The sequence below is a fragment of the Clostridium sp. Marseille-P7770 genome, assembly GCF_902143525.1.
In the GTDB taxonomy this organism is placed as follows: Bacteria; Bacillota; Clostridia; order Lachnospirales; family Lachnospiraceae; genus Pilosibacter.
The window spans coordinates 123,339-146,108 of sequence record NZ_CABFVC010000005.1 but is presented as its reverse complement, the minus strand read 5'-3'; the positions used below and the strand labels follow the sequence as shown (position 1 = coordinate 146,108).

Annotated in this window: 18 protein-coding genes; 15 read left to right on the top strand and 3 right to left on the bottom strand. The window is 49.0% G+C overall.

Going from position 1 to position 22,770, the window contains the following annotated elements; genetic code table 11:
- Complete coding sequence (locus tag FN001_RS13395) at window positions 1-1,260, top strand: saccharopine dehydrogenase family protein (protein WP_118606946.1); 1,260 nt, start codon at window positions 1-3, stop codon at window positions 1,258-1,260.
- 146 nt (window positions 1,261-1,406) lie between these two features.
- Window positions 1,407-2,540 (top strand): carboxynorspermidine decarboxylase, encoded by a 1,134-nt coding sequence (gene nspC / locus FN001_RS13390; protein ID WP_142412176.1) that lies wholly within the window; start codon window positions 1,407-1,409, stop codon window positions 2,538-2,540.
- A 66-nt stretch (window positions 2,541-2,606) separates the two neighbouring features.
- Here the strand turns inward: nspC and FN001_RS13385 are convergent, their stop codons facing one another.
- Both FN001_RS13385 and FN001_RS13380 read right to left on the bottom strand, forming a co-directional pair.
- Window positions 2,607-4,418 carry an AAA family ATPase gene (locus tag FN001_RS13385; protein WP_142412175.1) on the bottom strand — a complete coding sequence of 604 codons (1,812 nt, stop codon included), beginning with the start codon at window positions 4,416-4,418 and terminating at the stop codon, window positions 2,607-2,609.
- A gap of 221 nt (window positions 4,419-4,639) precedes the next feature.
- Entirely contained in the window at window positions 4,640-5,419 is a 780-nt protein-coding gene (locus FN001_RS13380) for a type III pantothenate kinase (protein WP_015553673.1), read from the bottom strand.
- A gap of 195 nt (window positions 5,420-5,614) precedes the next feature.
- On the opposite strand from FN001_RS13380, the gene coaBC reads away from it, so the two are divergent.
- The 13 genes from coaBC to FN001_RS13310 all read left to right on the top strand — a co-directional run bounded on the left by coaBC (window position 5,615) and on the right by FN001_RS13310 (window position 21,135).
- The gene (gene coaBC / locus FN001_RS13375; protein ID WP_142412174.1) at window positions 5,615-6,808 is read left to right on the top strand and encodes a bifunctional phosphopantothenoylcysteine decarboxylase/phosphopantothenate--cysteine ligase CoaBC; all 1,194 of its coding nucleotides are present in this window, start codon (window positions 5,615-5,617) and stop codon (window positions 6,806-6,808) included.
- A gap of 274 nt (window positions 6,809-7,082) precedes the next feature.
- Window positions 7,083-8,675, top strand: coding sequence for a peptide chain release factor 3 (locus FN001_RS13370; protein ID WP_117484361.1), 1,593 nt, complete (start codon window positions 7,083-7,085; stop codon window positions 8,673-8,675).
- A gap of 85 nt (window positions 8,676-8,760) precedes the next feature.
- Complete coding sequence (locus tag FN001_RS13365; protein WP_142412173.1) at window positions 8,761-9,210, top strand: GatB/YqeY domain-containing protein; 450 nt, start codon at window positions 8,761-8,763, stop codon at window positions 9,208-9,210.
- A gap of 203 nt (window positions 9,211-9,413) precedes the next feature.
- Window positions 9,414-10,817, top strand: coding sequence for a dipeptidase PepV (gene pepV, locus FN001_RS13360; protein ID WP_118651913.1), 1,404 nt, complete (start codon window positions 9,414-9,416; stop codon window positions 10,815-10,817).
- A 230-nt stretch (window positions 10,818-11,047) separates the two neighbouring features.
- Window positions 11,048-11,875 (top strand): amidohydrolase family protein, encoded by an 828-nt coding sequence (locus FN001_RS13355; RefSeq protein ID WP_185911940.1) that lies wholly within the window; start codon window positions 11,048-11,050, stop codon window positions 11,873-11,875.
- A 179-nt stretch (window positions 11,876-12,054) separates the two neighbouring features.
- Window positions 12,055-12,468 (top strand): PRC-barrel domain-containing protein, encoded by a 414-nt coding sequence (locus FN001_RS18775; protein ID WP_347466178.1) that lies wholly within the window; start codon window positions 12,055-12,057, stop codon window positions 12,466-12,468.
- Window positions 12,469-12,577: 109 nt separating this feature from the next.
- A complete protein-coding gene (gene aguA, locus FN001_RS13340) occupies window positions 12,578-13,690 on the top strand; it encodes an agmatine deiminase (RefSeq protein WP_142412171.1) in 1,113 nt (370 codons plus the stop codon).
- Window positions 13,691-13,717: 27 nt separating this feature from the next.
- The gene (gene aguB / locus FN001_RS13335; RefSeq protein ID WP_142412170.1) at window positions 13,718-14,584 is read left to right on the top strand and encodes an N-carbamoylputrescine amidase; all 867 of its coding nucleotides are present in this window, start codon (window positions 13,718-13,720) and stop codon (window positions 14,582-14,584) included.
- Between the two features lie 299 nt (window positions 14,585-14,883).
- Entirely contained in the window at window positions 14,884-15,966 is a 1,083-nt protein-coding gene (gene leuB, locus FN001_RS13330; RefSeq protein ID WP_142412169.1) for a 3-isopropylmalate dehydrogenase, read from the top strand.
- Window positions 15,967-16,724: 758 nt separating this feature from the next.
- Window positions 16,725-17,813: a 3-phosphoserine/phosphohydroxythreonine transaminase gene (gene serC / locus FN001_RS13325; protein ID WP_142412168.1), complete on the top strand. Its 1,089-nt coding sequence runs from the start codon at window positions 16,725-16,727 to the stop codon at window positions 17,811-17,813.
- A 35-nt stretch (window positions 17,814-17,848) separates the two neighbouring features.
- Entirely contained in the window at window positions 17,849-19,015 is a 1,167-nt protein-coding gene (locus FN001_RS13320) for a phosphoglycerate dehydrogenase (RefSeq protein WP_142412167.1), read from the top strand.
- 339 nt (window positions 19,016-19,354) lie between these two features.
- Window positions 19,355-20,443, top strand: a complete 1,089-nt coding sequence (gene trpS / locus FN001_RS13315; RefSeq protein WP_118298647.1) for a tryptophan--tRNA ligase — start codon at window positions 19,355-19,357, stop codon at window positions 20,441-20,443.
- A gap of 74 nt (window positions 20,444-20,517) precedes the next feature.
- Window positions 20,518-21,135, top strand: coding sequence for a DedA family protein (locus FN001_RS13310; RefSeq protein ID WP_142412166.1), 618 nt, complete (start codon window positions 20,518-20,520; stop codon window positions 21,133-21,135).
- A gap of 721 nt (window positions 21,136-21,856) precedes the next feature.
- On the opposite strand, the gene FN001_RS13305 is transcribed toward FN001_RS13310, so the two are convergent.
- The gene (locus FN001_RS13305; protein ID WP_142412165.1) at window positions 21,857-22,765 is read right to left on the bottom strand and encodes a radical SAM protein; all 909 of its coding nucleotides are present in this window, start codon (window positions 22,763-22,765) and stop codon (window positions 21,857-21,859) included.
- Between the last annotated feature and the right edge of the window lie 5 nt (window positions 22,766-22,770).

Sequence of the window (22,770 nt, the reverse complement as noted above, 5' to 3'; positions counted from 1 at the left end):
ATGAGCAGATTAATGATCATCGGCTGCGGAGGTGTTGCGTCCGTAGCGATCCACAAGTGCTGTCAGAACAGTGATGTATTCACAGAAATCATGATCGCAAGCCGTACCGTATCCAAGTGCGATGCCTTAAAGGAGAAACTTCAGGGAACTACAAAGACGAAGATCACGACCGCGAAAGTGGATGCTGACAACGTGGACGAGTTGGTGGCTTTAATGGAAAGCTACAAGCCGGATGCAGTGTTAAACGTTGCACTCCCGTATCAGGACCTGACGATCATGGATGCATGCTTAAAGGCCGGCGTGAACTATATCGATACCGCAAACTACGAGCCGGAGGACACCGACGATCCGACATGGCGCGCGATCTATGAGAAACGCTGCAAGGAAGAGGGCTTCACCGCATACTTCGATTATTCCTGGCAGTGGGCATATCAGGAGAAATTCAAAGAGGCTGGACTTATGGCACTCTTAGGAACAGGTTTTGACCCGGGCGTCACAAGCGTCTTCTCCGCGTATGCGTTAAAGCACTATTTCGATGAGATCCACACCATCGACATCTTAGACTGCAACGGCGGTGACCATGGTTATCCGTTCGCTACAAACTTCAACCCGGAGATCAACCTCCGTGAGGTATCCGCAAACGGTTCCTACTGGGAGAACGGCCACTGGGTAGAGACAAAGCCGATGGAGATCAAGCGTGAGTACAACTTCCCGCAGGTCGGTGAGAAGGATATGTATCTTTTACATCATGAGGAGATCGAATCCCTCGCAAAGAATATTCCGGGCGTAAAGCGCATCCGCTTCTTTATGACCTTCGGCCAGAGCTACCTGACCCATATGAAATGCTTAGAGAACGTTGGAATGCTTTCCACCTCCCCGATAAACTTTAACGGACAGGAGATCGTTCCGATCCAGTTCTTAAAGGCTCTTCTTCCGGATCCGGCATCCTTAGGTCCGAGAACCGTCGGAAAGACAAACATCGGTTGTATCTTTACCGGTGTGAAGGACGGAAAAGAGAAGACGATCTATATTTATAATGTATGCGACCACCAGGAGTGCTACAAAGAGGTTGGCTCCCAGGCCATCTCCTACACGACAGGCGTACCGGCTATGATCGGTTCCATGATGGTAGTCGACGGAACTTGGAAGGGCGCAGGCGTATTCAACGTCGAGGAGTTCGATCCGGATCCGTATATGGAAGCGTTGAACAAGTGGGGACTTCCGTGGGTTGTGGATGAGAATCCGGAGATTGTGAAATAAAATTTGAATGATTTTAAGTGCAGAAAACACCTCTGGCAGGATGTCAGGGGTGTTGCTGTATTGTGATACGGCAGTAGAAAAATGAACTTCGTTTTCTGGCAGGGTTGAAATGTGTATCAGAAACGAGTCAGTAATTGGAGAACAAGATGAAGATTAATGAATTACCAACTCCATGTTATGTGATCGATGAAAAAAAACTCAGAGAAAATCTGGAGATTTTAAAGAAAGTGAAAGACGACACCGGCTGCAAGATCCTCCTTGCCCAGAAGGCATTCTCGAACTTCTTTGAGTACCCGCTGATCGGGCAGTATCTGGACGGAACCACAGCCAGCGGTCTTTTCGAGGCAAAGCTTGGATATGAAAAAATGGGAAAGGAGAACCATGTATTTGCCCCGGCCTTCAAGGAGTCGGAGATCGGCGAGATCACCGATATCTGCGAACATCTGGTATTCAACTCCTTTTCCCAGCTTGAAAAATACGCGGACTTCTGTAAGGAAAAGGGCGTCAGTATCGGCATCCGCGTAAACCCGGAGTGTTCCACCCAGGGCGACCACGCGATCTACGATCCCTGCGCACCGGGATCCAGACTCGGCGTGACCCTGGCAAATTTCCGGGAAGATCTCGTGGAAAAGCTTGATGGGATCCATTTCCATACCCTCTGCGAGCAGAACTCGGATGATCTGGAGACGACTCTGAAGGCAGTGGAGGAAAAATTCGGAAAGTACCTGAAGCTTCCAAATATCAAATGGCTCAACATGGGCGGCGGACACCATATCACGAGAAGCGATTACGACATCGACCGTTTAGAGCGCTGCATCCGCCATATGCAGGAGACATATGATGTCACTGTTTATGTGGAACCTGGGGAAGCCGTGGCATTAAATGCGGGATATCTCGTGACGGAAGTCATGGACATTGTGGATAACGGCATCAGGACTCTGATCTTGGACGCTTCCGCCGCCTGCCATATGCCGGACGTGCTGGAAATGCCCTACCGTCCGCCGTTAAAAGACTCCGGAGAAGCAGACGAAAAGCAGTACACCTACCGTCTCTCATCAATGACCTGCCTTGCGGGTGACGTGATCGGCGACTATTCCTTCGACCACGAGATTCAGATCGGCGATAAACTCTATTTCGAGGATATGGCGATCTACTCCATGGTAAAAAACAACACCTTCAACGGCATGTGCCTTCCGTCCATCGCGCGAATGGATGAGAGTGGGGAGTGCAGTGTGGTGAAAACCTTTGGGTATGAGGAATTTGTGAGAAGACTGGGATAAAATAGAAACATGATTATAGAAAACGGGGCTGCCGCTTGCCAAAATTGGTGCGGCAGCCCCTTCTCATTATTTTCGTTTCACAACGGCTGTTTTTCCACGAAAAGCAATCCCGATTTTTATGATCGGCCGGACACCTGCATCCCGCAATTCCGTGTCGTATTTTTTCGCATCTATCTGTTGGAGTGCGCGGTCTGCCAGCGCATCCAGATCCACATGATCATCATTTGTGTGTTTGAATTCAAACAGGAATCCCGGAATTTCTTTTACTAATGGATTCAGTTGAATATCAAATCGGCCAAGCCCTGATTCTCGGTTGGAACGAATCTGGTACCTGTTTCCAAGGATCGCACATAATCCAAGCATCATGCCATGATAAAAACTTTCATTTGCCCCATCCATAGAAGAAATACTCTGCAGCATAAAACTCTCCAGCAAAGACTGAAGCTTTTTTGCATTTCCGGAGAATATCGCCTGATTGATAGAAATCGCGACGCTGTTCTGATTCGTCCGATTCAAAATTTCTTTTTCATAGACACAGGCAATCTCTTTATTTGGAATTGCAACATCACACATGAAATTTCCATCATTCTGTGGATAAATTTCTGCAACTTTTAAGTAACCCGCAACAAGAAGAAAACTATAAATCGTGTATGGATTATTCTGGATCTCCGGATAGATCACGCTGGTGTCTATATAAGTAGTGATTTTTTCACCGCAGAGCAGTTTATGAAGTCCTTCCGTTATCTCGGGAGTAGATGTCGCGATAATCTCACCAATGATTTCGTTGCTGCCGGTAGACTGCCAGAATGCCTTTGGGAAGCATTGATCGGTAATGTAATTGATCACAGACCATGGATTAAAGATTTCTGTATTACCAAATCGATATCCGTCATACCAGCTGCAGATCTCCTGATATTTATCCTCTTTTCCATAGTAGTGCAGAATTTCTTTTACTTCTTCAGTCGTAAATCCGAAATATTCACTGTAACTGTCGTCCAAAATTGAATTGGTTTTCAAATTATTCATGCCGCTGAAGATGCTTTCTTTTGCAACACGGAGAATGCCTGTGAGAAAGCCAAAAGCCAGATGTGGATTATCCTTCAGGCCGCCGGAAAAGAAATTACGCATGAAATTCACGATTTCAGGATAAAAATTGCAATGATGTCTCTGCTGGATCGGTGTATCGTATTCATCAATAATGATAATACATTCTTGTCCATAATGCTTGTGCAGCAACAGAGATAAGATTTGTAATCCCATCTGGCAGTCTACTTCATTCGCATTGTCACTGGCAAGGCGATGGTACTGTTCTTTTTCATAGATTCCAAGTGCAGTACTTTCCTCAAGTTCACTGTGCCGTATAAATTCCAGTGAAATCAGCTTACGGATCTTCTGAAATGTCTCCTGCCATGTCAGACATTTTACATCCTTAAATGTCAGGAATATGACCGGATACTTTCCCTGATGCCGGGTATAATCAGAACCACACTGCCATATCTGCTTATCCTTGAAATAAATGGAGGTGTCCTCCTGTGTTTTTTCAAAAAAGACCCGAACCATATCCATATTCAATGTTTTACCGAAACGTCTCGGACGGGTAAACAACGATACCATAGGTTTCGCATCCAGAAAATCACGGATCAGCAAGGTTTTATCTACATAATAATAGCTTGTGGTCGCCGTCTTGAAATCAGAAATCCCAATGGGCATCGGCTTTTTCTTTTCGCCTGAATCTGGCCAAACTGCATTTTCTGGAATCAGCCAGGAATGTCCCTCTTTCACAGCTCCGGAAATTTCGCCCTGCTTGCACATCTGCTGGACTCTGCGCACTGTGATTCCCATTGCTTTTGCCGCTTCCCTGCTGGACAAATAGTTCATAGAACACCTCCAAACGTAATTCTATCATAAGTATATCCTATAAAACGAAATATTACAACTCTACATTTCGCTTGCATTTCGTTTCGAACGAAATGTATAGACAGAAATGGCCGGGAGGACGATTCTGAATGAAAAAGAATGTGCCTTTTTTATGTAACAGGAAATTCCCTGTTACAATAAAAAAAGCCGAATGAACATTAATTTCATTCGGCAGTGAAGCTTTACGCGTCTTTTGTTTCCGTATTCTGTCGGTAAAGGATCATCAGTCCGCGGAGCAGAAGATCCGGGTCATAGGTGATCTTGTGGGTGCAGAGCGGTGTGATGAATCTTGCCATACCGCCGGTAGCGATGAGAGTTGCCGGTTCGCCGAGCTCTGCGGTCATGCGGTCGATAAGACCGTCAAGCATTGCGGCATTGCCGAGCATGATGCCGTTTCTCATACATTCGATGGTGTTCTTTCCGATTGCGCGTTTCGGAACATCGAAGCTGATCCTCGGAAGCTGGGCCGTATTGGAAACGAGGGAGTTTAAGGCAACCTTTACACCGGGGAGAATCACACCGCCGATGTAATTTCCATCGTGGTCCACCACATCGAGCGTTGTCGCGGTTCCCATATCCGCGATGATGATCGGTCCTTTGTATTTGGCATTTGCAGCGACAGCGGCCACGATCCGGTCACCGCCGACGGTCTTGGGGTTATCCATCTTGATGTTTAAGCCTGTCTTCATGCCGGAACCAACAAGAAGCGGTTTCTTTCCGGTGATCTTCTTTACGGCGGAAGAGATCGGCGCGTTCAGGGGCGGGACAACGGACGCCATAATGGAACCTTCGATATCATTTTTCTTTACTTTATGGATCTCCAGAATATTCTTTAAAAGGATCGCGTATTCGAGACTCGTTTTCCGGTCATCGGTGGTGATACGCTCCTCAAAATATGTTTTATTGTCGTCAAGACCTCCGACAACGATATTACTGTTTCCCATGTCGATTGCTAAAATCATTGAGAAAACTCCTTCCACAAATCTAAGTAACGTGTTATACTGTTTTTACGTGTGCAGTTGATCAAAGCTTCCGTATTTGCGGGACTTGCCAACCGTCACCGTGAATATGAGAAACATGTGAGACAGGTTCCTCATAATTTTAAAGTTCGAATTATCTTACCATAAATTGACTAAAATTACAACGGAGGATTCCAAATGTTAGCAGGAAAAACCGTACTTTTATGCGTGAGCGGCAGCATCGCTGCCTATAAAATCGCATATCTCGCCAGCGCACTGAAAAAACTGAAGGCAGATGTCCATGTGCTTATGACCCGGAATGCGACAAATTTCATCAACCCGATTACATTCGAGACATTGACCGGAAACAAATGCCTGGTGGATACGTTTGACCGGAACTTTGAGTTTTCCGTTGAACATGTTTCCCTTGCGAAGGCAGCGGACGTTGTCCTCGTTGCCCCGGCTTCCGCGAATGTGATCGCGAAGCTGGCCCATGGCCTTGCGGACGATATGCTGACGACCACGGTTCTCGCCTGTACCTGCAGGAAGATCATCAGCCCGGCGATGAATACGAGAATGTTCGAGAATCCGATCACACAGGATAACTTAAAGATTTGCGAACACTATGGAATGGAAGTGATCAGTCCGGCAAGCGGATACCTCGCCTGCGGCGATACCGGAGCGGGAAAGATGCCGGAGCCGGAGGTGCTGCTCCAGTATATCTTAAAGGAAGTCCAGTACAAGAAAGACTTAAAAGGAAAGAAGATCCTCGTGACCGCAGGCCCGACGAGGGAGGCCATCGACCCGGTGCGCTATATTACAAACCACAGTACCGGAAAGATGGGATATGCCATCGCGAAGACGGCTGCTCTCCGCGGCGCTGACGTGACTCTTGTTTCCGGACCGGCAGAGGTGGAGCCGCCGATGTTCGTAAACTTTGTTCCGGTGGTTACCGCCAAAGATATGTTTGAGGCCGTGACGAGCCGCAGTGATGAGATGGACGCGGTGATCAAGGCCGCGGCTGTCGCTGACTACCGCCCGAAGTTCGTGAATACGGAAAAAACGAAGAAGAAGGACGGGGATATGGCGATCGAACTGGAGCGCACCGACGATATCTTAAAGTGGCTTGGTGAGCACAAAAAGGACAGCCAGTTTCTTTGCGGATTTTCCATGGAAACGGAACATATGCTGGAGAATTCCAGGGCAAAATTAAAGAAGAAGAACCTCGATATGATCGTTGCTAACAATCTGAAGGTTGCCGGTGCCGGTTTCGGAACGGACACGAATGTAGTGACGATGATCCGCGAGAATAAGGAGACCGAGCTTCCGATCATGTCGAAGGAAGAGGTTGCAGGGGCAATCTTAGACGAGATCTTTGAAATTAAAAGATAGAAAATTCCAATTTTTACCAGAAAATAGAAGATTCGACCACTCAGGTGCCTTTACAGGCGAAAAACGCAAAGCAGGCACAGAGTGGTGAAGATTGCTATAAATATAACGAATTTTAGGGCTTTCTTCTTGACGAAACTCTTAAATACTGGTAAAAATTAATTGGAATAAGAGCAGCAGAAAAAAACGGCAGTCAATGAAGGACCGCGGTTCTTTTGTGCTGTCAGCAGGAAAATATTGATAGACGAAACACAAGATAGATTTGGAGGAAAATTTTTTGGCTTCATTAAATGATGAAATAAAGAGACGACGGACATTCGCGATCATTTCCCACCCGGATGCCGGTAAAACGACACTGACTGAGAAATTCCTGTTATACGGAGGCGCGATCAATCTTGCCGGAACCGTAAAGGGACGCAAAGCGACAAAGCACGCAGTCTCCGACTGGATGGAGATCGAGAAGGAGAGAGGTATCTCCGTAACATCTTCCGTACTCCAGTTCAATTACGAGGGATACTGCATCAACATCCTTGATACCCCCGGACATCAGGACTTCTCCGAGGATACTTACCGTACCCTGATGGCAGCGGACTCCGCAGTCATGGTCATCGACGGATCAAAGGGTGTCGAGGCGCAGACCATCAAACTGTTCAAAGTCTGTGTGATGCGCCATATCCCGATCTTTACCTTTGTAAACAAGATGGATCGCGAGGCGAGAGATCCGTTCGAGCTCATGAGCGAGATTGAGGAGGTTCTCGGAATCCATACCTGCCCGATCAACTGGCCGATCGGCTGCGGAAAGAGCTTCAAGGGCGTTTATGACCGCCAGACAAAGAAGATCACGACCTTCACGGCTGCCATGGGCGGACAGAAGGAAGTTGCCACAGAGACTTTCGACGTGGAGGGAACAGATGTGGATTCCGTCATCGGTTCCGATTTCCACGCTCAGTTAAGAGACGATATTGAGCTTCTCGACGGGGCAAGCGATGAGTTTGATCAGGAGCTTGTCAGCGCCGGAAAACTCTCCCCGGTATTCTTCGGATCCGCACTCACAAACTTCGGTGTCGAGACATTCCTGGAGCATTTCTTAAATATGACGACTTCTCCGCTTCCGAGAAAGACAACGACAGGCGTGATCGACCCGTTCCGGGAAGATTTCTCCGCGTTCGTATTTAAGATCCAGGCAAATATGAATAAGGCGCACCGTGACCGTATCGCTTTCATGCGCATCTGCTCCGGTAAGTTCGAGGCCGGAATGGAAGTCAACCATGTCCAGGGAGGCAAGAAGATACGTCTGACCCAGCCGCAGCAGCTGATGGCTGAGAGCCGTAAGATCATTGACGAGGCTTATGCCGGAGATATCATCGGCGTTTTCGATCCGGGTATTTTCTCAATCGGTGACACGCTCTGTACATCCAACGAGAAGTTCCAGTTTGAGGGTATCCCGACCTTTGCGCCGGAGCATTTCGCGAGAGTCCGCCAGATCGATACCATGAAGAGAAAACAGTTCTTAAAGGGTGTCAACCAGATCGCTCAGGAAGGTGCGATCCAGATCTTCCAGGAGTTCAATACCGGTATGGAGGAGATCATCGTCGGCGTTGTCGGTGTCCTGCAGTTTGAGGTCCTGACTTACCGCTTAAAGAACGAGTACAATGTCGATGTCCGTCTGGAACAGCTTCCGTTCGAGTATATCCGCTGGGTTGAGAACCCGGAGGAAGTGGATGTGGCGAAGATCCAGGGTACATCCGATATGAAGCGTATCTGCGACCTCAAGGGCAATCCGTTATTGTTATTCATCAACAGCTGGAGTGTCGGCATGGTCGAGGAGAGAAATCCGAACTTGAAACTTAGTGAATTCGGAAAGAACTAATCAAGTTTACAAAATATATCATCACAGGAACATGCGGAACCAGTTGGTTTGACTGGGAATACTGCATAGACAGGAGGAATATAAGATGAGTAAGATCGATGTTGTAAGAGCAGCCATGGTCGAGGCGATGAAAGCAAAAGATAAAGAGAGAAAGGATTCCCTTTCCATGCTTCTCTCCGCGTTAAAGAACGCGCAGATCGACAAGCGTGAAGCTCCGCTCACAGAGGATGAGGAGAACGCGATCGTAAAGAAGGAGATCAAGCAGGTCAAAGAGACGATCGATACCGCTCCGGCAGACCGCGCTGATATCATCGAAGAGGCAAAGAAGAGACTGGCTGTATATCAGGAGTTCGCTCCGGCAGATATGACCGAGGACCAGATCAGGGAGACGATTGAGAAGGTTCTCGCAGAGCTCGGAATCGAAGCTCCGACCGCAAAGGACAAAGGAAAGATCATGAAGTCCTTAATGCCGCTTGTAAAGGGAAAGGCAGACGGCAAGATCGTAAATGAGATCTTAGCTGGATTCATGAAATAAGGTAAACGAACGAAACGCCTGCGAAGCAGACAATAAAGCGCGTAAGTGCTGGTTTGTGGGCAGGCACGCAGCCAATAACTGGCGCACAGAATAAATATGGTATAAGCGGGGCTGGTTTTACGATCTCGGAAACGCCCGGGATGAGACGGTCCCGCCTGTCTGTAAAATGGGTTATAACAAAAGAAATATGGAGGCGGAAATTTATGTATAAAGAGAAGATCAGCCGGTATATTGACGCACACAGGAAAGAAATGCTGGAGGACATCGGAGCTCTTTGCCGGATCAACAGTGTGAAGGGGTCTTACCGTATCGGAAAACCTTATGGGGAAGGGTGCTCCGAGGCACTGCGTGCAGCTCTGCACATTGCGGAATGCTACGGTTTTTCCATCAACAACTATGACAACTATGTTGGAACCGTTGATATGAATGACAAAGAGGCACAGCTCGATATTCTGGCTCATCTGGACGTTGTTCCGGCCGGAGACGGCTGGACCGTTACAGAACCTTTTGAGCCGGTAGTAAAAGACGGAAAGATCTATGGCCGCGGAACCGCGGACGATAAGGGACCGGCAATTGCTGCCCTCTACGCGATGCGTGCCGTAAATGAACTTGGAATCCCGATGAAAAAGAACGTCCGCCTGATCCTTGGCACTGACGAGGAGTGCGGAAGCTCCGATATCACCCACTACTACAGTGTGGAAAAGGAAGCTCCGATGACCTTCTCCCCGGATGCGTCCTTCCCGGTGATCAATATCGAGAAAGGTCGGATCGGAGGTAATTTTACGGCAGAGTTCGAGCCGTCGGACCGTCTTCCGAAGATGGTATCCTTCCACAGCGGGACAAAGACGAATGTGGTTCCGGGCGCAGCAGAGGCATTATTTGAGGGTCTTGACGGAGATGAGACAGGGGCTCTCGCAAAGAGCATGGAAGAGGAGCTTGGAATCCGGTTCACGGTATCCTCTGAGGATGGCTGCCTGAAGATCGCTGCAGCTGGCGAAAACGGCCATGCAATGGCACCGTGGAAAGGAAAAAATGCCCTGACAGGACTCTTATCCCTGATCGAGCGTCTTCCGTTGGCGGAATGCGGACAGGTAAAGACAGTCCGCGCGTTAAACCGCCTGATGCCTCACGGTGACTGGTACGGCGAAGCGCTTGGAATCAAGATGAGCGATGAGGAGTCCGGCGAGCTGACACTGGCATTCAGCATGCTGGATATTTCTGAGAAAAGTTTAGAGGGCGAATTTGACAGCCGCTGTCCGATCTGTGCCACAAAGGAAAACACCATCGATGTGATCCGTGAAAAAATGGAAGCAGATGGAATCTCCTTCAATACAGAAGAAATGAAGCCGCCGCACCATGTACCGGCAGATTCTGATTTTGTGAAGACTCTGCTCTCCGCATATGAAAAATATTCCGGAAGAAAGGGCGAGTGTATCGCCATTGGCGGCGGAACCTATGTCCACAATTTAAAGAACGGTGTTGCCTTCGGCGCTGCCCTTCCGGAGACCGAGAACCACATGCATGGCCCGGACGAGTTCGCGGTGGTTGACGAGCTCACAATGAGTGCGAAGATCTTTGCACAGGTGATTGTGGATCTTTGCTGTTAAGAGTTTACGTGATAGAGCGTATGAAAGCGGTCTGGCTTCAGAAATGAGGTCAGGCCGTTTGTAGTTACTTGTATATTGCAAATCGTACAGTCTGCATGGTAAAATGGTGCTGGATCGCAGTGAAATAGATGCTCATAAAGTGCTGTGGAAGAAGTTCTGGCAGCATTTACAAAAAATCAGGAACATGAAGCTGAAAACGGCGCATGGAGGAAAGACAGGATGAACAAAGGATGAATTGCAGGATCATTGACATTCACACCCATATCTATCCGGTTGCCCTGGCGAGACGGGCCATGGAGGTCACCGGGCATGAAAATGATGATTTTAAGAAGCTTCCGATCAGGGAAAATCTGCTGGCGCGGATGCGGGAGGCGGGAGTGGATCTCTCCGTGAACCTGCCGGTGGTATCGAAACCACAGAATCAGGGGGAGGTAAACCGGTTCGCGAAGGAAGCGGCAAGAAAGAATATTAGCTCATTTGGCGGCCTTCATCCGGACTGTGAGAATGTGATCGAGGAGCTGGAAAAGCTGAAGGATATGGAGATGGCCGGGATCAAGTTCCATCCGCCGTTTCAGAAGGTCCATCTGGAAGATCCAAAGTATGAGGAGATGTGGAGAAAGATCAATGAGTTGGGATTTCCGGTGCTGATCCACATGGGGACGGCGAGGATTGTGCGCCCCTATGACCTTTACCCGTCGGGAATCCGGAAGATCTTAAAGTTTGCCCCGGATATCCCAATTATCATGGCGCATATGGGAAGCTTCTGCATGATGAAAAATCCCGAGGAGAATCTTGAAAATCTGCCGGAAAATGTGTTTATCGATACGGCCATGAGCGCGGAGTTGGAGGAAGCCGGGGAGTTTGAGGAGATTATCGGCAGATTCGGAACAAAACGGGTGCTCTACGGCAGTGATTTCCCCTATGGCACCCAGAAAGCCGCTATTGCGAGGATTAAGGACAGCAGCTTCACGGACAGTGAGAAAGAGGATATGCTGTGGAGAAATGCGGCGAAGATCCTGAAAACGGTGGGCAAACTGCCGGAGAATATTGAATTGTAAAGCTTCAGAAAAATTATAATTTAAGTGAAAATAATGCTGGATATTCATCTCAGGGACAAGAAATGGAGCATAGACTATAAATAGAGAGTATGACTGGTTGACGGCAGCCTGCGCGAATAACAGGTCTGCTGTTGATGGGATACATAAAATGTTTCGATTCGGGAGATGATGCCATGCGGATGAGCGAATTGAAGAGACGGGAAGTGATCAACGTCTGCGACTGCAAACGTTTAGGCTTTGTGGGTGATCTGGATGTCGATCCATGTACAGGCAGGATTCTGGCGATCATCGTGCCGGGACCGGGCTGTGTCTGCGGTTTCCTGGGACGGGAAAAAGAATTTGTGATCCCTTTTGGGGACATCTGCCAGATTGGAGATGATATTATTCTGGTCCGGGTTGAGGAGAAGAAGGATAAGCCGCCGAAACCTCCGAAGCCGGGCCCGCCACCGCCGCCAAAGCCGCCGTTTTGTCCCTGCCCGCCTCCATGTGAGCCGGGAGGAAGATGTGACTGTCCGCCGCCGTGTAATATGGATTGTGGCTGCCCTCCGCCTTGTGACCAGGAAAAAGGCGGTTATATAAAAAAGTGGCGGTAAAAAACCTGGAAGTGAGAGTTGTTTCCGGGTCGAATAGCGGGAAGATGGACATGAGATAGATTGGTATAATTAGTAGTTAATGAAGATAAGTCAGGAAAGGAACTGTAGAATGAACAAACTTCATACGATACCGGCAGCAGATGGATTCCGCATGCCGGGAGAATTTGAACCTCACAGAGGCTGCATTATGATCTGGCCAAAGCGTCCGGGAAGCTGGAACTACGGCGCGAAAAAAGCGAGAGAGGCATTTAAGCGCGTGGCATGGGCCATCGCGGAGAGCGAGGAGGTCTTTATGCTGGCGGAGCCGGACGTGGAGGAGAATGCCCGCGAGATGTTAGCGGGGAATCCGGGACACGGGATCCACGTGATCCGGATGGAGTCCGACGATGCCTGGGCGCGGGATGTGGCACCGACCTTTGTGGTGAACGGGGAAGGCGCTGTCCGTGGTATCGACTGGGAGTTCAACGCCTGGGGCGGAACCGTGGACGGACTTTACGCCCACTGGGAGAAGGACGATCTTGTGGCGGAAAAAGTCTGTGGGGAGCTTGGCTATGACTGCTATGAGGCCCACCCCTTCGTTCTGGAAGGCGGTTCGATCCATTCTGACGGAGAGGGGACGGTTCTTGTGACAGAGGCGTGTCTTCTGAGCGGAGGAAGAAATCCGGATTTCACAAAGGACGAGATCGAAAAGAAGCTCTGTGCTTACCTCGGGGCTGAAAAAGTGATCTGGCTGGAACGTGGAATCTACAATGACGAGACGAATGAACATGTGGACAACATCTGCGCGTTCGTGCGCCCGGGCGAGGTGGTCTTAGGCTGGACCGATGATGAGAAGGATCCCCAGTATGCCATGTCGAAGAGCTGTCTGGATATTTTAGAAAATGAGACGGATGCTATGGGCAGAAAAATCAAAGTTCACAAGCTTCCAATCCCAAAGACACCGATCTGTGTGACGGAGGAAGACCTCGGCGGTTATGAGTTTGAGGACGGCGAAGACACGAGAGAAGTCGGGGAACGGCTGGCAGCAAGTTATGTTAACTTCTATATTTCAAACGGCGGGGTAGTCGTGCCGCAGTTTGGGGATGAGCATGATAAGACGGCGGTGGAGATTCTTGGAACCGTCTTCCCGGAAAGAAAGATCTGCCCGATCCCGGCCAGGGATATTCTTCTCGGAGGCGGAAATATCCACTGCATCACACAGCAGATCCCGCAAGGGAGATAGGAAAGATACGACAGGAGGAAAGATAAAATGCGAAAAGTAAAAGTTGCAGCGGTACAGATGCGCTGCACAGAAAATGTAAATGAAAATATCGCGAACGCGGAACGGCTTGTAAGAAAAGCGGCGGCGGACGGTGCGCAGATCATCCTGCTGCCGGAGCTCTTTGAACGCCAGTATTTCTGCCAGGAGCGCCAGTACGAATACTATGAGTTTGCGAAGCCGGTGGAGGAGAATGATGCGGTAAAGCACTTTGCGAAAGTCGCAGAGGAGCTTTCTGTCGTTCTTCCGATCAGCTTCTATGAGAAGGACGGAAAGCGCCTGTTCAACACTGTCGCGATCCTTGATGCGGACGGAACGAACCTTGGGATCTATAGAAAGACCCATATTCCGGACGATCACTATTATCAGGAGAAATTCTATTTCACACCTGGGGATACCGGATTCAAGGCATTTAAGACCCGCTACGGCACCATCGGTGTCGGAATCTGCTGGGATCAGTGGTTCCCGGAGACCGCACGATTCATGGCGGTAAAGGGCGCGGAGCTCTTATTCTACCCGACCGCGATCGGAAGCGAGCCGATCCTCTCCGTGGACAGCATGCCGCACTGGAGACGCTGCATGCAGGGACATTCCGCATCGAACCTGATGCCGGTGATCGCGGCAAACCGCGTGGGCCTGGAAGAGGTAGAACCTTGTGAGGCGAACGGAAACCAGAAATCCGCCCTGAAATTCTACGGTTCCTCCTTCATCACGGACGGATCCGGAGAGGTGATCGAGTCCATGGACCGCGACAGCGAGGGCGTGATCACAGCGGAGTTCGACCTGGACGAGCTGGAGCGCGAGCGTTTCTCCTGGGGACTTTTCCGTGACCGCAGACCGGAGATGTACCACGAATAAAGAAAAAGAGAACAAAGGCAGATACCGATGGATTTTTCCGGGGTATCTGCCTTTCTTTATCTTGGCCGGATAGGACTAACTTTTTTTACGATGTCTAATCATTTTTGAGGAACAATCAGAATATAACCCTGATTCATACAACAGATAGAAAACATGTATGCCGGTAATTCCTCCCGATTTCTTGAAAAATAAGAAAATTTAGAGTATGATTACATGGAAAAGAATGGGTCGGGATGGATCCGGAATATAAAAAGAAGATCCCTGGATTCAAGTCCATGGGATCATGGAGGGTAAAAGAGATGGAATACACGATCGCAGCGATCTCCGGCGACGGGATCGGTCCGGAAATTGTAAGAGAGGCAAAAAAAGTTTTAGATAAAATTGGACAGAAATACGGCCATAAATTCAACTACGAGGACGTCCTCATGGGCGGAATCTCCATCGACACCTACGGGGTGCCGCTGACAGATGAGGCGCTTGAGACTGCAAAGAAGAGCGATGCCGTTCTTTTAGGCGCAGTCGGCGGAAATGTCGGAAACTCCCGCTGGTATGATGTGGCTCCGAACCTGAGACCGGAGGCAGGTCTTCTTGCGATCCGCAAAGGCTTAAATCTGTTTGCAAACATCCGCCCGGCGTACCTCTACAATGACCTTGCCGGTGCATGCCCGTTAAAGAAAGAGATCATCGGGGACGGCTTTGACATGGTCATCGTCCGCGAGCTTACAGGTGGTCTGTATTTCGGCGAGCGCCACACAGAGACGGTAGACGGTGTGGAGCAGGCAACAGATACTCTTGTATACAGTGAGAAGGAGATCCGCCGCGTAGCGATCAAGGCCTTCGAGATCGCAATGAAGAGAAAAAAGAAAGTGACGAGTGTCGATAAGGCAAACGTTCTTGATTCCTCCAGACTCTGGAGAAAAGTTGTAGCGGAAGTCGCAAAGGACTATCCGGAAGTTACACTTGAGAACATGTTAGTCGATAACTGCGCAATGCAGCTTGTCATGAATCCGCGCCAGTTCGACGTCATTTTAACTGAGAACATGTTCGGCGATATCTTATCTGACGAGGCGAGCATGATCACAGGTTCCATCGGAATGCTGTCCTCCGCAAGCTTAAACGAGAGCAAATTCGGTCTCTACGAGCCGAGCCACGGTTCCGCACCGGATATCGCAGGCAAGGACATCGCAAACCCGATCGCGACGATCCTCTCCGCAGCGATGATGCTCCGCTTCTCCTTCGACCTTGATAAGGAAGCAGATGCGATCGAAGGCGCAGTGAGAAAAGTCCTTGCGGACGGTTACCGCACTGTGGATATCATGGATGAGGGCATGAAGCAGGTTGGAACGACCGAGATGGGCAACTTGATCTGCGAGAGGATCTGAGAATGACCGGGCCCGGATTTCTCAGTGAGAGAAAAAAGGGAGAGATCACGCAGATACAGAAAGTAAAATAGAAAGAATACAGGTAACTGTTCAGTAGGTCTGGGCACTTGCTGCGCTGACCGTAATAAAACACAGGCTTGAAGGCAAAAATCCCATCGGCGAAGCCGATTTGAAATGGATTTTTGCTCGTAACTGTGAGGGTACTGAGCAGTTACGAATACAGAAAGACAGAGTACATATAAAACATATGCAGTCTGTCTTTCTTTTTTTTTACGCCAAAGTCCGCTGCTTGCGCGAGACCTTGGCGACTGTCGCGATAACAAGGGGAAACTCGCGAAGCGTGTTTTCACTTGTTACCGAATCAGGGAAGTCCGCTGCTTCTAGTGAGTAAAGATATAACTGACGTACCATAATCTTACACGATAGGGAAATGAAAATCTAACATGGTTTATCTGCTTGAGATAAAATCCGATTTTCCCAGAGAAATCTAATAAAATTCGGAACTGTCTCATCGAAATTGTAAAAAAAGAGACTAAAAAAAGAAGAAAGTTTACATAATTCCCGAAAATAAAAAATTTTATCATTGATTTGCCGGGTGACTTGTGCTAGGATATATGACAAATCAGCCCGATTCGAGGCTTCACATTGGTAGAGAAGAGACAAGGTGAAGTAATACAACGGATCATGCGACTGGGCTGGATTCGTGGCCGCCCCTTAGAGGAGAGACCATAGAGCAATCAGAGAGGGGAACAAAATTTATGAGCAGAGTTTACAACTTTTCCGCAGGTCCGGCTGTGTTGCCGGAAGAAGTATTAAAAGAAGCAGCAGCAGAAATGCTGGATTATAACGGAACCGGAATGTCCGTTATGGAGATGAGCCACCGCTCAAAAGCGTTCGAGGAGATCATCCAGACGGCAGAGCAGGATATCCGTGATCTTTTAAAGATCCCGGACAATTACAAAGTCCTGTTCTTACAGGGCGGCGCACACCAGCAGTTCGCTGCAGTTCCGTTAAACCTGTTTAAGAACCGTGTCGGCGATTACATCATCACTGGACAGTGGGCAAAGAAAGCATGGAAGGAAGCAAAGCTTTACGGAACCGCAAATGCCATCGCATCCAGCGAAGACAAGACATTCAGCTATATTCCGGACTGCTCCGATCTTCCGATCGACGAGAATGCTGACTATGTCTACATCTGCGAGAACAATACGATTTACGGAACAAAATTCCACACACTCCCGAATACAAAAGGAAAAATACTTGTCTCTGATGTCTCCTCATGTTTCCTCTCAGAACCGATGGATGTCACAAAATACGGCGTGATCTACGGAGGCGTCCAGAAAAATATCGGACCGGCCGGCGTTGTCATCGTGATCATCCGGGAAGACCTGATCCGCGAGGACGTTCTTCCGGAGACACCGACGATCATGCGCTACGATGTACAGGCGAAGGCAGGCTCTCTCTTCAATACTCCGCCGTGCTACGGAATCTATATCTGCGGCAAGGTATTCAAATGGCTGAAGAAACAGGGCGGTCTGGAAGCCATGAAAGAGAGAAATGAAAGAAAGGCAAAGATCCTCTACGATTACCTGGATCAGAGCAAAATGTTCCATGGAACAGTAAGAAAAGAGGATCGCTCGATCATGAACGTACCGTTCGTGACAGGTGACAAAGACCTCGATGCCCTGTTCGTAAAAGAGGCAGAAAAGGCCGGATTCGTGAACTTAAAAGGTCACCGCACCGTCGGCGGTATGAGAGCCAGCATCTACAATGCAATGCCGGAAGAGGGCGTTGTAAAGCTTGTAGAATTCATGAAAAAATTTGAGGCGGAGCACGCGAACGCGTAAGGCTGCCGGATCGAAAAGATTACAGGAGAGACATTATGAGAAAGATTTGCTGTTTAAATCAGATCTCCCACTACGGTACAGACCGCCTCACAGGAGATTATACATTTGTAGATGACATCAAAGATGCGGAAGGAGTCATGGTCCGCAGCGCATCCCTTCATGAGACAGAATTCCCGGAGGGACTTCAGGCGATCGCGAGAGCCGGAGCCGGAGTCAACAACATCCCGCTCGATGAGTGCGCGAAAAAGGGAATCGTCGTATTCAACACACCGGGTGCAAATAAGAACGGTGTAAAAGAGCTTGTACTTGCAGGCCTGTTCCTGACATCCAGAGACGTCATCGGCGGCGTGGAATGGTGCAGAGAGCATGCAGGTGAGGAAGATATCGCAAAGAAGATGGAAAAGAGCAAGAAAGCCTTTGCAGGAAATGAGATCAAGGGCAAAAAGCTCGGTGTCATCGGACTCGGCGCGATCGGCTGCGAGGTAGCGAATGCGGCTGCAGCTCTCGGAATGAAAGTATACGGATACGACCCGTTCATCTCCGTCAACGCGGCATGGATGCTGTCCCGCTCCGTAAAGCACATCATGGACGTCAACACGATCTACCAGGAGTGCGATTACATCACCGTTCATGTTCCGCTTCTGGATTCCACGAAGTATATGATCAACAAGGACGCTTTCGACCAGATGAAGGACGGCGTTGTGATCTTAAACTACGCGAGAGACCTTCTTGTCAATGACGATGACATGGAAGCGGCATTAAAGGCAGGAAAAGTAAAGAAATATATCACAGACTTCCCGAACGCAAAGACATCCGCGATGGAAGGCGTGATCGCAACCCCGCATCTCGGCGCTTCCACAGAGGAATCTGAAGACAACTGTGCAGTGATGGCTGCGGATGAGTTAAAGGATTACCTGGAAAACGGAAATATCAAGAATTCCGTAAACTACCCGGCATGCGACATGGGGGTATGCCAGGTTGCAGGAAGAATCGCCCTGCTCCACGCAAATGTTCCGAACATGATCGGCCAGATCACCTCGATCCTTGCGGCTGAGGGGATCAACATCGCGAACATGACAAACAAGAGCCGCGACAAATACGCCTACACACTTCTGGATCTTGAGGACCCGGCAAAGGCAGAGGCAGTTGCCCATCTGGAGAAGATCAGCGGAATGTATAAAGTCCGCGTGATCAAAGGCTGAAAACAGATTTACAGGTCCGATGTGTACGGATAAAAACGGAAAACGGTCTGTGATCTCATAATACTGAAAATGGTAGAAAGATCCGGTCATGGTGAGAAAACTCATCGTGACCGGATCTTTACTTGTTACGCCAAAGTCCGTAGAATCCTGCAAAAAGAGCGGTTATGCTTGCAAAAGAGGCGAATCCGCTTTATAATTCTATCATAACGCTTCCGGGTGCCGTGACCACGATCAGATGGATCAGGGCGCTTTGGAATAAAAGAGAAAGATCCAGGCCGCAGGAAGGTCTAAATGACCGGAATGGCTGCCTGCTAACACAGAACAGAAAGGAACATTGTTGTGGGAAAAGTAATTTTAACAGGAGACCGTCCGACCGGACGTCTTCATGTAGGACATTATGTAGGATCTTTGAGAAGAAGAGTGGAGCTTCAGAATTCCGGAGAGTACAGCGATATCTATATCATGATCGCTGACTCCCAGGCACTTACAGACAACGCGGATAACCCGGAGAAGGTCCGCCAGAATATTCTGGAGGTTGCCCTGGATTACCTGTCCGCAGGTCTTGATCCGGAGAAATCCACGATCTTTATCCAGTCCATGGTGCCGGAACTCTATGAGATGACCGCTTACTATATGGATATCGTTACCGTTTCCAGATTACAGAGAAACCCAACTGTAAAGAGCGAGATCCAGATGAGAAACTTCGAGGCGAGCATCCCGGTCGGTTTCTTCACCTACCCGATCAGCCAGGCTGCCGATATCACCGCATTTAAGGCAAACGTGGTCCCGGCCGGTGAGGACCAGATGCCGATGGTTGAGCAGACAAGAGAGATCGTTCACAAATTCAATACGGTATACAACACAGACGCACTCGTGATGCCGGAGATTCTTCTTCCGAGCAACGACGCATGCCGCCGTCTTCCGGGAATCGATGGAAAGGCGAAGATGAGCAAATCCTTAGGAAACTGCATCTATCTTTCCGATCCGGAGGAGGAAGTAAAGAAGAAAGTCATGTCCATGTACACAGATCCGAATCACTTAAAAGTCAGCGATCCGGGACAGGTGGAAGGAAATACCGTCTTCACATATCTCGATGCATTCTGCAAGGACGAGTACTTTGCAGAGTTCTGGCCGGATTACAAGAATCTCGACGAGGTGAAGGAACACTACTCCCGCGGCGGACTCGGCGATGTAAAGGTGAAAAAGTTCTTAAACCGTGTGCTTGAGGAAGAGCTTCGCCCGATCCGTGAGAGAAGAAAGAAATGGGAGCAGGACATCCCGGCTGTATACGAGATCTTAAAGAGCGGAAGCGAGAAGGCAGAGCGCGTGGCTGCCCAGACCTTAAAAGAGATGCGCGAGGCGATGAAGATCAACTACTTCGATGATGCGGCGCTGATCGCGGAGCAGAGCCAGAAATATAATGGCTGATCGGAGAAAAAGGAAATGAATAATGCAGATCAGCTCCACATATATTGTACCCATGGCAAAGCGGGGGTGCGTGTATGCGGGAGCTGGTACTGGAACTGATGGGGGAATACGGAAATCTTGCCGTATTCCTCCTTATTTTAGTGGAAAATCTGTTTCCTCCGATCCCTTCGGAGGTGATCCTGACATTTGGAGGTGTCATGACGACCTGCACGGACATGACGCCCAGCGGGGTGATCCTCTTCTCAACGGCCGGGTCCATGGTGGGAGCGGTCATTCTTTACGGAGCAGGGAGATTCCTTCCGGATGAGATATTTCGGAAACTGCTCTGTGGAAAGGCCGGACAGCTGCTCCATTTCAGACCGGAGGATGTCGATCTCGCGAAAGACTGGTTCCGGGATCGCGGGAAGTCTGCAGTCTTTTTGTGCAGACTGGTACCGATCGTCCGGAGCATGATCTCCATTCCCGCAGGGATCGCCAGGATGCCGGTCATCCCGTTTCTTGCTTTCACGGCGGCGGGAAGCCTTTTGTGGAATACGGTTCTCGTCTATGCAGGCAGGATCGCCGGAGATTCCTGGGAGAAGGTGTCAGCTGCGTTCGGGGTGTACTCAGATCTCTTTCTGATGGTGGCGGGAATCTCCGTCACATTTGCAGTATTGTTCCGGGGATGCGGGGAGAGAAAAAGAAGTGGATAACCCAGGGGATTTAAGACGAATGCAGGTGAACGTTGGTGCATACTCTTAGTCAGCATAAGCTGGTAGATGCGGTATTCTTGCAGAGTAAAAAATCCGGGGCGGAGAAATCCAGTAATATACAGAGAATACTGACAGATAAAATTATTTGAATAATTATATACAATACAACAATTAACTAACAATAATAAAATAAATAAAAATATTTCTAAAAACATGTTGACAAAATGGGACTTATCGCATATAATAAAGACATCAAAAAGAAAGAGAGAACAAAGCAAAGAAGACGAAAAGGTTCGTACTTAAAAGATTCTAAGTAAAGGAGGTACAGTCCACCGAACACATAAGTCTCGTTCCGTTTTTCAAATTTGAAAAATCCGGAACAAAGGAAACACACAAAACCGGGTAATTGATCGAAAAAAGATTATTTGAAATCCTTCGAGATATGACGAGAAAGTATCGAAAAGAGAAATACAATGATCGATATGAGAACAAAAAATATAAACTTTCGGAAAAAGCCGGCGGAGTGAACAAGAAAAACTTCATATAGAAACAAAATCTAATGAAAACGAGGTAAGATCCATTGGATAACGCAGAACATTAAGGTGGGTATCGAAACAGAAAAATTGATTCGGTACCCACCTTTTATGATGTTTGTATCCAGAAAGCTGCCGGTGCTGACGCTGTCATCATCAATCCTGTCGGTCTGAACTTCTACCGGCTCTCAGATCCCCTCACAGTCAAACGGCGGCGTATATTCTTCTTTGGCGCTGCTTCTTTCCTGCATGAAGCCCTCAGTGAGACCGAGATCGATGGCGGTATCAACGACCTTGTTATACTCGTAGGAGGTGATCCGGCGGTTGATCTCCGGGTAGTCCGCGCTCCTGTAAAACGGCGTGTACTGGCTCATGATACTGATGAGATACTGGTGTTCCGGGAGGTTCTCTTTGATCCAGTGCAGGAGCCGGATCGAATCATCCTTTGCTCCTGGAAGGACCATATGGCGGATGACGACGCCGCGGTCCAGCATGGACGGGCTCTTTTGATTCCAGGTAAGTCCGCCGGTGAGGCGGATCATTTCTTTTATCGCGGCGGAAGCTTTCTCAAAATAGTCCGGAGCGGCAGAGTATTTTTTTGAGAGACCGCTGTCTATGTATTTGAGATCCGGGAGCCAGATATCGACGTAGTCGGCGAGATCCCGGATCGTCTCGATCTTTTCATATCCCCCGCAGTTGAAAACAACCGGGATCTGAAGCTTTGGCTTTGCGAGATCCAGGGCACGGATGATCGACGGAGCGAACTGCGTCCCGGTCACGAGATTGATGTTTGCGGCGCCTTTTTCCTGAAGCTCCAGGAAGATATCAGAGAGCCGGGAAGCGGAGATCGTCTTTCCGTAGTTTTCATGGCTTAACTGGAAATTCTGGCAGAACACACAGCGCAGTGTACAGCCGGAGAAAAAGACGGTCCCGCTTCCGGTCGTGCCGCTGATGCATGGTTCTTCCCACATATGTAAGGCGGCTCTGGCGGCGCGCAGTTCATGTCCGGCGCCGCAGAAGCCTGTGGATACTGTCCGGTCAACATGACATTCCCTCGGACAGAGGGTGCATGACCGGTAGATGGATTCGTTTAACATAATTG